This is a genomic window from Erwinia sp. AC075, from assembly GCF_979253995.1.
The window spans coordinates 89,596-103,759 of sequence record NZ_CEEDEU010000001.1; the positions used below are offsets into that span (position 1 = coordinate 89,596).

General features: G+C 56.8%; 14 protein-coding genes. 9 read left to right on the forward strand and 5 right to left on the reverse strand.

The features are described from left to right. Positions 1 to 13: 13 nt before the first annotated feature. Both dapE and AC0IXH_RS00365 read right to left on the reverse strand, forming a co-directional pair. Positions 14 to 1,141 (reverse strand): succinyl-diaminopimelate desuccinylase, encoded by a 1,128-nt coding sequence (dapE, locus tag AC0IXH_RS00360; protein WP_013203348.1) that lies wholly within the window; start codon positions 1,139 to 1,141, stop codon positions 14 to 16. A gap of 2 nt (positions 1,142 to 1,143) precedes the next feature. After that, positions 1,144 to 1,503 carry an ArsC family reductase gene (locus AC0IXH_RS00365; RefSeq protein WP_013203347.1) on the reverse strand — a complete coding sequence of 120 codons (360 nt, stop codon included), beginning with the start codon at positions 1,501 to 1,503 and terminating at the stop codon, positions 1,144 to 1,146. A gap of 143 nt (positions 1,504 to 1,646) precedes the next feature. Between AC0IXH_RS00365 and AC0IXH_RS00370 the strand changes: the two genes are divergently transcribed. Next, positions 1,647 to 1,841, forward strand: a complete 195-nt coding sequence (locus AC0IXH_RS00370) for a hypothetical protein (RefSeq protein WP_013203346.1) — start codon at positions 1,647 to 1,649, stop codon at positions 1,839 to 1,841. Between the two features lie 38 nt (positions 1,842 to 1,879). Here AC0IXH_RS00370 and AC0IXH_RS00375 read toward each other — a convergent pair whose 3' ends face one another. Then, positions 1,880 to 2,314 (reverse strand): GNAT family N-acetyltransferase, encoded by a 435-nt coding sequence (locus AC0IXH_RS00375; RefSeq protein ID WP_041692382.1) that lies wholly within the window; start codon positions 2,312 to 2,314, stop codon positions 1,880 to 1,882. Positions 2,315 to 2,512: 198 nt separating this feature from the next. Between AC0IXH_RS00375 and ypfM the strand changes: the two genes are divergently transcribed. Continuing rightward, entirely contained in the window at positions 2,513 to 2,575 is a 63-nt protein-coding gene (gene ypfM, locus AC0IXH_RS00380; protein ID WP_141653794.1) for a protein YpfM, read from the forward strand. An 85-nt stretch (positions 2,576 to 2,660) separates the two neighbouring features. On the opposite strand, the gene acrD is transcribed toward ypfM, so the two are convergent. Both acrD and narQ read right to left on the reverse strand, forming a co-directional pair. Then, entirely contained in the window at positions 2,661 to 5,777 is a 3,117-nt protein-coding gene (gene acrD, locus AC0IXH_RS00385) for a multidrug efflux RND transporter permease AcrD (protein WP_346593935.1), read from the reverse strand. A gap of 262 nt (positions 5,778 to 6,039) precedes the next feature. Continuing rightward, complete coding sequence (narQ, locus tag AC0IXH_RS00390; protein WP_471719732.1) at positions 6,040 to 7,698, reverse strand: nitrate/nitrite two-component system sensor histidine kinase NarQ; 1,659 nt, start codon at positions 7,696 to 7,698, stop codon at positions 6,040 to 6,042. 379 nt (positions 7,699 to 8,077) lie between these two features. On the opposite strand from narQ, the gene AC0IXH_RS00395 reads away from it, so the two are divergent. From AC0IXH_RS00395 to AC0IXH_RS00425, 7 genes are all read left to right on the forward strand, one after another. Beyond that, on the forward strand, positions 8,078 to 8,353 hold the full coding sequence (locus AC0IXH_RS00395) for a YdgH/BhsA/McbA-like domain containing protein (protein WP_013203341.1): 276 nt from the start codon (positions 8,078 to 8,080) through the stop codon (positions 8,351 to 8,353). A gap of 319 nt (positions 8,354 to 8,672) precedes the next feature. Continuing rightward, complete coding sequence (gene ansP, locus AC0IXH_RS00400) at positions 8,673 to 10,142, forward strand: L-asparagine permease (protein ID WP_013203339.1); 1,470 nt, start codon at positions 8,673 to 8,675, stop codon at positions 10,140 to 10,142. Positions 10,143 to 10,466: 324 nt separating this feature from the next. After that, positions 10,467 to 11,039, forward strand: a complete 573-nt coding sequence (locus AC0IXH_RS00405; protein WP_471719733.1) for an ATP-binding cassette domain-containing protein — start codon at positions 10,467 to 10,469, stop codon at positions 11,037 to 11,039. Beyond that, positions 10,960 to 11,226: a hypothetical protein gene (locus tag AC0IXH_RS00410; protein WP_471719734.1), complete on the forward strand. Its 267-nt coding sequence runs from the start codon at positions 10,960 to 10,962 to the stop codon at positions 11,224 to 11,226. Before AC0IXH_RS00405 ends, AC0IXH_RS00410 begins: the two co-directional genes overlap by 80 nt. 33 nt (positions 11,227 to 11,259) lie before the next feature. Next, complete coding sequence (locus tag AC0IXH_RS00415) at positions 11,260 to 12,243, forward strand: autoinducer 2 ABC transporter substrate-binding protein (protein ID WP_471719735.1); 984 nt, start codon at positions 11,260 to 11,262, stop codon at positions 12,241 to 12,243. Next, entirely contained in the window at positions 12,243 to 13,220 is a 978-nt protein-coding gene (locus tag AC0IXH_RS00420) for an ABC transporter permease (RefSeq protein ID WP_471719736.1), read from the forward strand. Before AC0IXH_RS00415 ends, AC0IXH_RS00420 begins: the two co-directional genes overlap by 1 nt. Then, positions 13,217 to 14,161, forward strand: coding sequence for an ABC transporter permease (locus AC0IXH_RS00425; protein ID WP_013203335.1), 945 nt, complete (start codon positions 13,217 to 13,219; stop codon positions 14,159 to 14,161). The genes AC0IXH_RS00420 and AC0IXH_RS00425 overlap by 4 nt, the downstream gene beginning before the upstream one ends. Positions 14,162 to 14,164: the final 3 nt, after the last annotated feature.

Consider the following 14,164-nt stretch of genomic DNA (forward strand, 5'->3'; position numbering starts at 1 on the left):
TCACCTTATTCGCTTAAGCGATTAGCTGTTCCATAATCCGCTGGTACATGCGGCTCAGCAGTTGCAGGTCGGCGGCTTTGACACACTCATTGATTTTATGAATGGTGGCATTCACCGGACCCAGTTCAACCACCTGCGCACCCATTCGGGCGATAAAACGACCGTCTGAAGTGCCGCCGGTGGTCAGCAACTGCGGTTTAATTTCATTATAGTGCTCAACGGCATTTACTACCGCATCGACCAACTTGCCGCGAGACGTCAGGAACGGCTGGCCGGAAACATTCCACTCCAGCGTGTAACGCAGCTGGTGACGATCCAACAGCTCCTGCACTTTCTGCTTAATCATCGCGTCCGTCAGCTCGGTGCTGAAGCGGAAGTTAAACTGCACAAAGCATTCACCGGGGATCACATTGTTGCTGCCGGTTCCGGCCTGCACGTTGGCAATTTGCATACTGGTCGGCGGGAAGAATTCATTGCCCTGATCCCACTCGGTGGCGACCAGCTCATTGAGCGCCGGCAGCGCGCGATGTACCGGGTTGTCGGCCAGATGAGGATAGGCCACGTGACCCTGAACGCCATGCACGGTCAGATTGGCGGTCATCGATCCGCGGCGGCCATTTTTCACCACGTCGCCGACGATTTCGGTGCTGGACGGTTCGCCGACCAGACAGTAATCCATGCGCTCTTTGCGCGCCATCAGCGCTTCAACCACTTTCACCGTGCCATTGGTGGCACTGGCTTCTTCATCTGAGGTGATCAGAAATGCCAGACGACCTTTATGGTTCGGATTACTGGTCACGAAGCGCTCAGCCGCAACAATCATCGCTGCCAGCGAGCCTTTCATATCGGCTGCGCCGCGCCCGTAAAGCATGCCATCACGGATGGTCGGTTCAAACGGCGGGTTGATCCAGCGGCTGGCATCGCCGGTTGGCACCACGTCGGTATGCCCGGCAAAGGCCAGCGTTTCGCCCTGGCCACGCCACGCCCAGACATTGAGGGTATCGCCAATGTTCATCGGCTCAATGGTGAAGCCAAGCGCCTTAAGGCGTTCGATCAAAATAGCCTGACAGCCGGCATCATCCGGGCTGAGGGAAGGGCGACGAATAAGCTGCTGCGTCAGCTCGATGACCGGACAAAACATAATCAGGACTTCTCCGAAATAAATGGCTGGTAGGTTGCTTCACTAAAGCCCAGCAGCATAGAGCCGTCTGCGCTGCAGAGCAACGGGCGTTTGATGATTGCCGGCTGTTCCAGCATCAGTTCGCGTGCAGTTGCCGCATTATTCACCCCATTGCGCGTTTCCTCGCTGAGCTTGCGCCACGTGGTGCCACGGGTGTTCAGCAAGGCTTCCCAGCCCAGCACGTCGATGAAGCCCTGCAAGGTTGCGCTGTCCAGGCCATCGGCACGGTAGTCATGAAACTGATAGGCCACCGCCTCGGCTTCCAGGTACTTTCGCGCCTTCTTAATGGTGTCGCAATTTTTGATGCCGTACATTGTAAGCATGACGGTTCCCTTCTTTTTTCTGTGGGTTTCAACTATATTCGATACTGTTCAGGCGGTTAGTCTACAACGGATGCGCCTGCGAGGCAGCAGGGAAGCACAGAATATCATCACCCAGACAGAGACTTAGCGTAAGGAGGGACAATATGAACTATATGAAAGCGTCTTCCGCCCATTCGGTTGAAGAGACACAATCAATGATCGTGATCGTGCGGAAGAAAACCAGCCGGTGTGATGAGTTCAATCACATCGTTGAGGCGGTGATGCTGGACCATCCCGATGCCAAAACGCATATCGACAGCGAGAGCGGCGGCTACGATAAAGTGATAGTTCTGAAATAACAGTGGACGTGGATGGGGGGCGCAGGGCCCCCCAGGTTCTATCCGCTGACGAATCCCTTCTCCTGCAACCTCAGTAATGCCGTCCCTTCTGCATAAATCATCCCGGTCGTTAATGGCGCATAGCCCAGTTTCTTATAGAAGCTGATTTTGTCCGGCATTGAGTAGATAAAGACTTTTCCACAGGGCGCCAGCGCTTGCATAATCGCCGCCATCAATTGCCCGCCATATCCCTTGCCCTGGAAAGTCGCGTCGACAATCACATCGGAAAGGTAGGAAGCATAGGTCATGTCGCTAATGGCATGCGCCGTCGCCATCAGCTTACCTTCGACGTAGCCAAACCAGACAAACTGAGAATGCTGATAGGCGCGCTGAAGAGTGTGCGGATCGCGGCGGCTAAGGCCGGCGCGCTCGATAAGATCGGCCAGTTCCTGCCAGTCGACGTCAGGTTTTTCGTAAGAGGTCGTCAGTACCATCTGAATCATGCTTTTCCCTCTGGTTTTCGAACGATAATCACGCTATTGATTAGTCTGCCAATGATAACGGCAGAACTGTGTCCTGCCACGCAAATTACAGTTTTGATCGAAACTGCCGATGGTATGGGTGAGCGAAAATGATTCACTTCGCCTTAGGATTAATCCTATAATGGACCCACAATAAAAGAGAGGTGATTTATGATTGATACAGAAATGGGGACCTGGAAAGACTTTATCGAAGCAATGTTAACGCGTAAATAACACCTTCTTTAAGTAAGGCGGATCGGGCAACACCGGCCACCTCCAGAACAGAAAAAGGCAGCACCTCGGTGCTGCCTTTGTTCGTTTATTTGCCGGGTTTTTCCTGTACCGGGAAGCGCCGTCTGACTAACACAAAGAACAGCGGGACAAAGAAGATCGCCAGCACCGTGGCGGAAATCATACCGCCCATCACGCCCGTGCCCACCGCATGCTGGCTACTGGAGCCGGCCCCGTTACTGATCACCATCGGCAATACGCCAAAGATAAAGGCCAGTGAGGTCATCAGAATCGGACGCAGACGCTGTTTCGAGGCTTCCAGGGTCGATTCCAGCAGATCCCGGCCTTTTGAATTGATTTCATTGGCGAATTCCACAATCAGAATGGCATTCTTCGCCGACAGGCCGATAACCGTCAACAGGCCAACCTGGAAGTAAACGTCATTTTCCAGACCGCGTGCCCAAGTGGCCACCAGCGCGCCGATCACGCCGAGCGGCACCACCAGCATCACCGAGAACGGAATCGACCAGCTCTCATACAGTGCCGCCAGACAGAGGAACACCACCAGCAGAGAAATAGCATACAGCGCAGGCGCCTGCGAGCCGGACATCCGTTCCTGATAGGACGCGCCGGTCCATTGCAGGCCAAAGCCGGTAGGCAGTTTGCTGACCAGATTTTCCATCACGTCCATGGCGGTACCGGTACTGATCCCCTGACCGGATTCACCGACAATTTCCACCGCGGAATAGCCGTTATAGCGCTCCAGGCGTGGCGAACCGGTTTCCCAACTGGTGGTGGCGAATGCGGTAAACGGCACCATGCCGCCGCTGCTGTTGCGCACGTACCACTTGCTGATGTCGTCCGGCAACATGCGGTATTTTGCTGCGGCCTGAACATAGACCTTCTTCACGCGGCCACGGTCGAGGAAGTCGTTAACGTAGGTCGAGCCCCAGCCGGTCTGCAGGGTGTTATTGATATCATCAATGGAAACCCCCAGCGCCTGAGCTTTATGCTGGTCGACGTTAATCCGTAACTGCGGCGTATCATCCAGACCGTTATGGCGCACGCGCACTAACGAGGTATTGCCCTCGGCGGCGGCCAGCAGCCGATCGCGCGCCTTCATCAACGCATCGTGGCCCAGGCCGGCGTGATCCTGCAATTCCATATCAAATCCGGCTGAGTTCCCCAGCCCGGTAATGGCCGGCGGGCTGCTGGCAATCACGCGGCCTTCTTTGATCTTCTTAAAGGCGGCCGTTGCCCGTTCAATGATCGCGAAGGAGGTGTTTTCGGCGCCTGGGCGGTCTCCCCAGTCTTTTAAGCGGACAAACATACGCGCCACGTTCTGACCATTCCCGCCTGGACCGGCACCAATGGTCGAGAACACCGACAGCACGTTGTTCTTCTCCTCGGTCAGATAGTACTGCTCAACCTTATTAACCACCTTATTGGTTTCCTGCAGCGTGGAGCCCGGCGGTAACTGCACCTGGGTGGTGAACACGCCACGGTCTTCAAGCGGCAGGAAGGAGGTTGGCAGGCGCAGGAACATAAAGGCCATCCCGGCGATCAGCAGCACATACAGCACCATCCAGCGTCCGGCTTTGGCCAGAATTTTGCCCACGCCACGTTCATAGCGTTCGGCATTGCGGTTGAACATGCGGTTGAACCAGCCGAAGAACCCGCGGCGACCATGATGATGGCCCTTAGCGATAGGTTTAAGCAGCGTGGCGCACAGGGCAGGGGTCAGGATCATCGCCACCAGCACCGACAGCACCATGGCGGACACGATGGTCACCGAGAACTGACGGTAGATTGCTCCGGTGGTGCCGCCAAAGAAGGCCATCGGAATAAATACCGCTGACAGCACCAGCGCAATCCCCACCAGCGCGCCCTGAATCTGTCCCATCGATTTTCGGGTGGCATCACGCGGCGAGAGTCCTTCCTCACTCATTATTCGCTCAACGTTCTCCACCACCACAATGGCGTCATCGACCAGCAGCCCGATTGCCAGCACCATGGCGAACATGGTCAGGGTGTTGATACTGAAACCGAAGGCAGACAGGATGGTAAAGGTCCCGAGCAACACCACCGGTACGGCGATGGTTGGGATCAGCGTGGCGCGGAAGTTCTGCATAAACAGATACATCACCACAAATACCAGGATCACCGCTTCAATCAGGGTTTTGACCACATCCTCAATCGACGCTTTAACAAACGGCGTGGTTTCATAAGCGACCTCTGCTTTCAGCCCGTGTGGGAAGAAGTGCGACAGCTCTTCAATACGGGCGCGCACCAGCTCATCGGTTTGCAGCTCATTCGCGCCGGACGCCAGCTTGATCCCCAGACCGGAGGCGGCCTGGCCGTTGTACTGGCTGAGGAAGTCATATTTCTCCGCGCCCAGTGCCACATCCGCCACGTCGCCGAGTTTTACTTCTGACCCGTCCTGGTTTACCCGCAGGGTGATATCGCGGAACTGCTGCGGCGTGTTTAACAGGGATTGCGAGTTAATGGTGGCATTCAGCGCCTGGCGATCGACAGACGGCAGGCCGCCCAGCTGACCCACGGCCACCTGGCTGTTTTGCGACTCAATCGCCGAAACTATATCCGAGGTGGTCAGGGCGTAATTGATCATCTTGTTGGGATCGAGCCAGATGCGCATCGCGTACTGCGAACCGTAAGCATCCACTTCGCCCACGCCATCAATACGGCTGAGTGGATCCTGCACGTTACTGGCGACGTAATCGGAAATATCCTGCTTATCCATACTGCCGTCGGTGGAGACGAACGCCACCATCAAAATATTGGTGTCACCGGTTTTGGTCACCGTGACGCCCTGGGTCTGCACGTCCTGCGGCAGCTTACGCAGCGCGGCCTGCAGCTGGTTCTGCACCTGCTGGCGCGCTTCATCCGGGTTGGTTCCGGCGGTAAAGGTCAGGGTGATGGTTGCCTGCCCGGTATTACTGCTCTGGGAAGACATGTACATCATGTTATCGATGCCCGTCATATTCTGTTCGATAACCTGGGTTACGGTATTCTCCAGCGTTTCGGCGGAGGCGCCAGGATAGTTGGCAGTGATGCGGACGTTAGGCGGAGCCAGGTCGGGATATTGCTCAATGGGGAGTTTTAAAATAGCCAGTGTGCCGGTCAGGCAAAGTAAAATCGCTATCACCCACGCGAAGATCGGGCGATCGATAAAAAAATTCGCCATTGAATAAGGCTCCTGGCAAGTAATCGGGAAAGGAAATGCGCCGGCCTTATTCTTGGGCGCGGGCTTCTGAAATCCGGTCCGCCGCAAATTTTTCTAGTTTATTCAAACTGCTTCGGCAGCAAACACTTTACCCTCAGCATTGTGAAGAATCGTGGAGAAAATGAGGAGAAAGTGTAAATTATCGTGCTAATTCGTCCGCAGACGTACGCCGTCAGCCCTTGTGCCATCAGCAATATCTGATCTGACGACCGTGACCTCATCGCTATGCCGGGAAGCGTAATGAGACGGTGGTCCCCTGGTCGTCGGCGGAACAGATGGTTATGCCGCCGTGCAGGCTTTTGGCCCGTTCCTGCATAATCGACAGGCCGTAATGCCCGGGTGGCGAGGCCGCGTCGGCGATACCGACACCATCATCATGAATTTCAATCAAATTTTCTCCCGGACCCGTGCGGCTGCAGCGGATCACAATCCGCGATGCCTGGGCATGACGAATGGCATTGAGCAGGGCTTCGCGCACGATTTGCAGCACATGAACCTGCTGTTGTGCCTCCAGATGCTGTACTGCTGGCTCACTCTCTAACACGATTTCAGCGCTGGACTGCGTGCGCAGGGTGGCGATCGCCTGGCGCAGCGCGGTGGCTAAATCTGCGGGTTCAACCGACAGGCGGAAGGTGGTCAGTAACTCGCGCAGCTGAATATTCGCTTCGGTCAGGGCGCGATCGATCTCAGCCACAATCGCCAGCGCCGGTTCCGCCTTGCTATCGACCACCCGTTTTAATCTGGCGAGCTGAATGCGCAGATAGGCGAGGGACTGTGCCAGGGAATCATGCAGCTCGCGGGCGATGGTGGCGCGCTCCTCGATCACCAGCAGATGGTGAACTCTTTGCTGCGCACGATCGAGTTGCAGCGAGCGGGCCAGCATGGTGGCCAGTCCCTGCATCAGTTGCGGCTCACTGGTTGTTGCCTGCCAGCGTAATGCCGATGCGGGTTTCTCCGCCAGCGGCAGGCTCAGCCACGGCAGATGGGGATTGGGCTGGCCAGCGCTCAGCGTGCCGTGGGGATCGGCGCTCAGTTCAATCGCGCTGAGGCCTTGATGCTCAATGACTTTTTCCAGCACCTCCGGCCAGGCGTCGGCAGGATTCAGGTGGCGGTTAAGGGTTTCCGAGCAGTGATAAAGCAGCGCCAGATGGCGGTTAGCCTGACTCAGGTCGCTGGTTTTCTCTTTTACCGCCTGTTCGAGGCGTTGCACCTGCTTATCCAGTTCAGCCGACATGCTGGTGAAGGCGCGGGCCAGCACGCCCAGTTCGTTGCTCAGTCCGGTATCCAGCGGCGCGTGCTGAAAATGGGCCTGCTCAATCTCATGGCTGGCGTTCACCAGCTTATTCAGCGGGATCACCACCTGGCGCTTCACCCGTCTTAACGTCAGAAACACCAGCAGGGCGATGGCGATAAAGCCGAGCAGGCTGACGCCGGCCACCAGTTTCATCTTCAGTTCGGCCCAGTGCTGCAGCGCCAGCACAAAACGATCGATCTGCGCGACATATAAGGAGACGTTTTGCTGGTAGTGCTGAGTCTCTCCCGCCAGTAACGCCGGCTGCAGGCTCTGCCAGTCATGGAGCAGGGCATGATAGCGGGCCCGGACACTCTCCGGCACATAGGCCCGATCCAATGCTTTTAAAGGCGGCGCCTGCACGGATTTCTGATACGCGGCGATATCTTTCGCCAGTTCAGACCGCTGGCTGGCGGCATCCCACGCCAGTCGATAGCTTTGCATCCGCAGGGATCCGGCAATGTTCACCGCTTCCGCATCGCGCAGGCTGGTGGAGAGCGTCAGCAGCGCCAGACCGGTCGACAGCACTGAAAGCAGGGCAATGGCGAACAGCGCGCGGGCGAGGCTGCCAGTGACGGAACGTTTAAACATCCGGCTTATCCTTTATCAGAGAGGCGGTCAGTATAGCCGCAACCCACAAGCAAAATACTGACCTGAAGCGGCTGCAAAAAAGAATGTTCAAAACGTGCGGTGTATCGCTTGAAGCGCCGTGGCAACCCGGATAGAGTGGTTTAACTGCTTAAAATACCCGATTAAATGTATCTCCCCCGTGCGGTTTGACACCTCTGTTTACATCCCAGGTTAAATGTAACTTTTATTGACGCTTCTTAAGATAAATCCGCGATCTCTTCACAATCCTTAAACACCTTTACCCCTCGCTCACCCTGCTTTTCATTAGCACGGTCATAATTGATCCCGTAACCAACATCAACTTTCTGACGAATGATAACTTTCGACGAGGAAATCAATTATGAATATCAAAATACCTGCGCTTGTCGCCGCCACCCTTTTAGCTGCAACCTCTTTCTCAGCATTGGCCGCTACTCAGGTCGATGCGCAGCAGAGCCAGAATCTGCAATCAATGGGTACAGTGTCCGTCTCGGCCGTTAGCGGTTCGCTGGATGACGCAACCCATCAGCTTTCTCAGAAAGCATCTGAAATGGGCGCCACGCACTATCGTGTTATCCGCGCTGATACCCCGGGTGATTCAAGCCTGTGGAGCGGTAACGCAGAGATTTACCGTTAAGCTGTACCCTCTCCGTTTTATCCCTGTGTAGCCTTAGTGATTTCACTGAACCGACCGCCCTTTGCGGTCGGTTTTTTTATGCGCCATCCGGCAAAAATTACAAAAGCTCACGATTTCACGCGCGGAACTTTTGCGTCAGCTTTCCAGAACGGTTAGGATGCATCGCCGCAATTTTGCCGCTTCCGCTAAGAATATAATTACAGGAAGTCGGCTTTTGCCCAGACGTTTGTGCTGCGACGCAATCGTTTGGTTGGCGACAGACATCAGGATACCTGGGACGGGTAACCGTAATACTGTGGACAGGATAATAGGAAAGAAAATGAAAGCTGATAAAACAGCGGTCGCAGACAAACGCGCCGCAAGAAGACGTTGGTTAAATTCTCATGACTCTGGCTATCACAAGGCCATGGATAATCGTCACGTTCAGATGATTGCGATTGGTGGGGCGATAGGGACAGGACTGTTTCTTGGTGCGGGAGCCCGTCTGCAGATTGCCGGCCCGGCGCTGGCAATCGTCTATTTAGTGTGTGGCATCTTCTCCTTCTTTATCCTGCGTGCGCTGGGTGAGTTGGTTCTTCACCGCCCATCAAGCGGCAGCTTTGTTTCCTATGCGCGTGAATTCCTTGGCGAAAAAGCCTCCTACGTGGCGGGCTGGATGTACTTCGTCAACTGGGCGATGACCGGTATCGTGGATATCACGGCGGTGGCGCTGTATATGCACTACTGGGGCGCGTTCGGCGATGTGCCGCAGTGGGTGTTTGCGCTGGGCGCGCTGGCGATTGTCGGCACCATGAACATGATCGGCGTAAAGTGGTTCGCCGAAATGGAGTTCTGGTTCGCGCTGATCAAGGTACTGGCTATCGCCATCTTCCTGATTGTCGGCGTGGTGTTCCTCGGCACCGGTAAACCGCTGGACGGCAACTCAACCGGCTTCCACCTGATCACCGATAACGGCGGTTTCTTCCCGCATGGTCTGTTACCGGCGCTGGTGCTGGTGCAGGGTGTGGTCTTCGCCTTTGCCTCCATTGAACTGGTGGGGACGGCGGCCGGCGAATGTAAAGACCCGAAAACCATGCTGCCGAAGGCAATCAACAGCGTGATCTGGCGTATCGGCCTGTTCTACGTTGGCTCGGTGGTGCTGCTGGTGCTGTTACTGCCGTGGAATGCTTACCAGGCAGGTCAAAGCCCGTTCGTCACCTTCTTCTCGAAACTGGGCGTGCCTTACGTTGGCAGCATCATGAATATCGTGGTGCTGAGCGCGGCGCTGTCCAGCCTGAACTCCGGCCTGTACTCCACCGGCCGCATTCTGCGTTCGATGTCGATGGGCGGCTCGGCACCTAAGTTCATGTCAAAAATGAGCGGTCAGCAGGTGCCTTATATGGGCATCCTGGTGACGATTGGCGTCTATATTATTGGGGTTTACCTCAACTATATCGTGCCATCGCGCGTGTTTGAGATCGTGCTGAATATCGCTTCACTGGGCATCATCTCTTCCTGGGGCTTTATCGTGGTTTGCCAGATGCGTCTGCGTAAAGCGATCAAAGAAGGGAAAGCGGAAGACGTCAGCTTCAAAATGCCGTGGGCACCGTTCACCTCATGGCTGACCCTGGTGTTCCTGGCCAGCGTGCTGGTGCTGATGGCGTTTGATTACCCTAACGGGACTTACACCATTGCTGCCGTGCCGCTGATTGCGTTGATCCTGATCCTCGGCTGGTTTGGCGTGCGCAAGCGCGTGCATGCGGTGGCGCAAACCGAGCATGCACCGGTGAAGGAAACCTCAGCGAAGTAATCCTGAGACGTTCAGAAAAAGGCGGCCTTTTACAGGTCGCCTTTTTTTATGCCCGTGCCTCACACTGGCGCAATTATGCACAACGAAGTCGCATCCTTGATTTAACACGGAAAAATCCCGCTGCTGACACGTGAACCGGTTTACCAGACCATTCACAAATTAGTGCAGGGTTTTCAGTCGCCTGGCTTTTATATCTGTCACAACCCCTCTGAACTGGCACGCGAACTGCTTAATAATCCTCCATAAGACCACCGCCGTAAGCCCGGTATGTTGAAAAGGGGTAAACCGGTTTACTCGTTTATTGCCAGCATCAGGGAAACCGTTATGGGTGACGTTTTGGTTAAAGCTACCAACATTACCAAGCGCTTTGGCGCGCTGACCGCGCTCAACGGCGTCAACATGGAGATCAACCGGGGAGAGGTGCTTGCGCTGCTGGGGGATAACGGCGCCGGAAAGTCGACCTTCACCAAAGTCCTGTCGGGTGCCTACAGCGCCACGGAAGGCGAGCTGGTTGTTTCCGGCAAGAGCGTGCGTTTCTCCTCGCCGAAAGAGGCGTCCGACTGCGGCATCGCCACCATTTATCAGGAGCTGGCGCTGGCGGAAAACCTGTCGATTGCCGAAAACGTCTTTCTCGGTCGCGAGTTGAAACGGCAGGTGCTGGGCATCCCATTTTTACGTATGCAGGCGATGCGTGAACGGGTGCAACAGCTGCTGGCCGAACTGGATGCGCATATCTCCGATGCAGAAGCGCCGGTAGGCAGTCTGTCAGGCGGTGGCGATCTGCCGCGCGCTGAATCTCAATGCCCAACTGGTGATCATGGACGAACCGACCGCCGCGCTGGCGGTAGCCGAAACCCGCAAGGTGCTTTCACTGACGCGGCGGCTGGCCGAGCGTAACTGTGGCGTGGTGCTGATCAGCCATAACATCAGCGACGTGTTTGAAGTGGCCGATCGCATGGTGGTTTTCCGCCGTGGCCGCAAAATTGCCGAACGGCGACGGGAAGAGACCTCGCCGGATGAAATCGTCTCGCTGATCACCGGCGCGCATCCCGATGCGCGCGCCTTTGAACAACGCCGTGACTAACCAATCGTTCCTTTCTCTGGGTGGAATTTAACTATGTTGAAACGCGTCACTCTTACACTGCTTGCGTCTTCTGTTTACCTTGTCAGCCAGTTGGTAAGCGCTGCCGACAAACCGAAAGTGGCCTTTGTGCCGCAGATAGTCGGCATTCCGTACTTCCAGGCGATGCAGGACGGTGGCAACCGTGCGGCGAAGGAACAGGGCGTCGATTTTATCTATTCCGGCCCGGTGGACACCAACCCGATGGATCAGCTGCAAATCGTGCAGAACCTGATTGCGCAGGGCGTAAAGGCCATTTCGGTCAGCGTGCTGGATGCCTCCAGCCTGGCCCCGGTGGTTGAACAGGCCAAATCACGCGGCATCTCGCTGTACACCAGCGACAGCGATGCGCCGGACAGCGGCCGGGCGGTCTATGTTGCCCAGGCCACGGACCAGGGATTGGGCGAAAGCATCATTGATGAGATGGTTAAACGGGTAGGCGATCGCAGCAAAATTGGCATCGTCTCTGGCGAAGCGACCGCATCGAATCTCAATGCCTGGATCGGTTTTATGCAGGCGAGGGTGAAAGCGAAATACCCGAACGTTACCTTACTGGCACCGCAGTTTGCCGGTGGCACCGCCAGTCGTGCGGCACAAATCTCCACCGATTTGATGTCTTCCAATCCTGACCTGAAAGGCATTATTGCCGTCGCGTCCACCACCTGCCCTGGCGTGGCGCAGGCCATCGAAACCGCCGGGAAAATCGGCAAGGTGATTGGCGCAGGCTACTGCAGCCCGAACACCGCGCGCGCCTATCTGAAGAGCGGCGCCTTTGGTTACAGCGTGCTGTGGGACCCGGAGAAACTGGGCTACCTGACCGTCTGGGCTGGCAAAGCGCTGATCGACGGCAAAAAATTTGCGGCGGAAAACCGCGTGCCGGGCTTTGCCGAGCCGGTCCGCTATGACAGCAAAACCGGTATCCTGCTGCTGGGTGCTCCTGCGGTCTTCACCAAAGATAACGTCGATCAGTATCACTTCTGATGAGCATGCAACTTAAAGGAACCCTGTGGCGCTGGTCGGCGCGTGAAATCACCCTTGCCATCGTCTGCCTGCTGGCCTGCGCGATCTTCTCACTGGCCTCGCCCTGGTTTGCCACCGTCGACAACCTGGGCACGGTATTGCGTAACAGCGTTGAGCTGCTGCTGATTGGTTTGGGAATGACGTTGATTCTGGCGATGGGCGGCGTCGATGTTTCCGTCGGCGTGGTGATGGGGCTGGCGGCCTGGGGCGTGGGACAGTTATTGGGGGCGAACGCGGTGTTGGCCGCAGCGATTGCCGGCCCGCTGATTGGCATGCTGGTCGGTGCCTTTACGGCGGTGGTGGTGGTGTTGGGACGCATCCCGGCCATTGTCGGCACGCTGGGTTTGTACGGCGTCTACCGCACCGCCATTTTTGCCTTACTCGGCGGTCAGTGGTTATCGGATCTGCCCGATGGGCTGACGCGTTGGGTGGATGGCCGCTTGCTTGGCCTGCCGCTGATGGCGTGGCTGATAGCGCTGGCTTATCTGCTGGTCTGGCTGGCGTTGCGGCGCACGGCCTATGGCCCGCATCTGCTGGCGATTGGCCATTCGGAAGAGAAAGCCCGCCTGTCCGGCGTACCGGTCACCCGGGTGCGCTTTATCACCTTTATGTTGAGCGGCCTGCTGTGCGGGCTGGCAGCCACCTTTTATGTGGCCACCTACCGCAACGTGGAGATGACCGTCGGCAGCACGCTGGCGCTGGAAGCCATCGCGGCGGTGGTGCTGGGCGGAACCCGCATCACCGGCGGGCAGTGCAGTTTGTTGGGCACGGTGTTAGGCGTTCTGCTGCTGCGGATTTTGCAAAACGGCCTGCTGCTGGTGGGCGTGCCGTCGCTGTGGCAGACGGTGGTGACGGGCGTGTTGTTATTGCTGGTGTTGAGTGCGGAAGTGATTAGCGGACGCGTAAACCTGAATGGACTGAAGCGGGGAAGGGCATGAAATTTTTACGTGCGCATCTGGTGACCTCTCTGCTGGTGTTGTTGTGGTGTCTGCTGTTGGGCACGGTATTGATTCTGCAACCCGGCATGCTGGACCCGATAACCCTGACCACCATCCTGCAATTTGCCACCGTACTGGCGCTGGTGGCATTAGGCCAGGCGCTGGTGGTGCTGGCCGGCGGCGCCGGGATCGATTTGTCGGTCGGTGGCAACGTTTCGCTCTCGGCAGTGGCGGGCATGATGGCGCTGCACGCCGGTTTACCGCCGGTGCTGCTGCCGGTTATTTGCCTGCTCTGCGGTTTCCTGCTTGGCCTGTTCAACGGCTATCTGGTGGCGAAGCTAAAAATCTGGCCGCTGATCGTCACGCTGGGCACGTTCTACGCCTGGTCCGGTCTGGCACTGGCGCTGACCGGCGGGGCCGCCCAATCCGGCGTCCCGCGCGATATTTTGCCGTGGGGACGCGGCGTACTGGCGGCCATTCCGCTGCCGTTCCTCTGCTGTGTGATCCCCGCGTTTGTTATCGCCTGGGCAATCCTGCGCTTTACCAGCTGGGGCCGATGGATTTATGCGATGGGATTCAACGAACGTTCGGCCAGGCTGGTGGGCATTCCTGTCGATCGTCTGCGCATGCTGGTGTACGGCATTTGCGGTGCGCTGGCGGGCTGTGCCGGATTTATTACTCTGGCCTGGCTGGGCAGCGGACGCCCCAATGTCGGCGTGAATCTGGAGCTGGAATCGCTGACCGCCGCGCTGTTGGGTGGCATGGCGATTTTTGGTGGCCGGGGCGGTGTGGTCGGCGTGTTTGCTGCCACTCTGTTGCTGGTGGCGATCAAAACCAGCCTGTTGCAGTTTGGCATCAATACGGTATGGCAAGTGGGCGTGGTGGGGGTGTTACTGATCGCCGTGCTGCTGGCCGACCGCTTCTCATCTTACCGGAGATAATTC

What these genes read in the sequence shown, in the direction of transcription:
- dapE (WP_013203348.1), bottom strand. Translation starts at nt 1,141, where the DNA reads ATGTTTTGTCCGGTCATCGAGCTGACGCAGCAGCTTATTCGTCGCCCT.
- AC0IXH_RS00365 (WP_013203347.1), bottom strand. Translation starts at nt 1,503, where the DNA reads ATGCTTACAATGTACGGCATCAAAAATTGCGACACCATTAAGAAGGCG.
- AC0IXH_RS00370 (WP_013203346.1), top strand. Translation starts at nt 1,647, where the DNA reads ATGAACTATATGAAAGCGTCTTCCGCCCATTCGGTTGAAGAGACACAA.
- AC0IXH_RS00375 (WP_041692382.1), bottom strand. Translation starts at nt 2,314, where the DNA reads ATGGTACTGACGACCTCTTACGAAAAACCTGACGTCGACTGGCAGGAA.
- acrD (WP_346593935.1), bottom strand. Translation starts at nt 5,777, where the DNA reads ATGGCGAATTTTTTTATCGATCGCCCGATCTTCGCGTGGGTGATAGCG.
- narQ (WP_471719732.1), bottom strand. Translation starts at nt 7,698, where the DNA reads ATGTTTAAACGTTCCGTCACTGGCAGCCTCGCCCGCGCGCTGTTCGCC.
- AC0IXH_RS00395 (WP_013203341.1), top strand. Translation starts at nt 8,078, where the DNA reads ATGAATATCAAAATACCTGCGCTTGTCGCCGCCACCCTTTTAGCTGCA.
- ansP (WP_013203339.1), top strand. Translation starts at nt 8,673, where the DNA reads ATGAAAGCTGATAAAACAGCGGTCGCAGACAAACGCGCCGCAAGAAGA.
- AC0IXH_RS00405 (WP_471719733.1), top strand. Translation starts at nt 10,467, where the DNA reads ATGGGTGACGTTTTGGTTAAAGCTACCAACATTACCAAGCGCTTTGGC.
- AC0IXH_RS00410 (WP_471719734.1), top strand. Translation starts at nt 10,960, where the DNA reads ATGGACGAACCGACCGCCGCGCTGGCGGTAGCCGAAACCCGCAAGGTG.
- AC0IXH_RS00415 (WP_471719735.1), top strand. Translation starts at nt 11,260, where the DNA reads ATGTTGAAACGCGTCACTCTTACACTGCTTGCGTCTTCTGTTTACCTT.
- AC0IXH_RS00420 (WP_471719736.1), top strand. Translation starts at nt 12,243, where the DNA reads ATGAGCATGCAACTTAAAGGAACCCTGTGGCGCTGGTCGGCGCGTGAA.
- AC0IXH_RS00425 (WP_013203335.1), top strand. Translation starts at nt 13,217, where the DNA reads ATGAAATTTTTACGTGCGCATCTGGTGACCTCTCTGCTGGTGTTGTTG.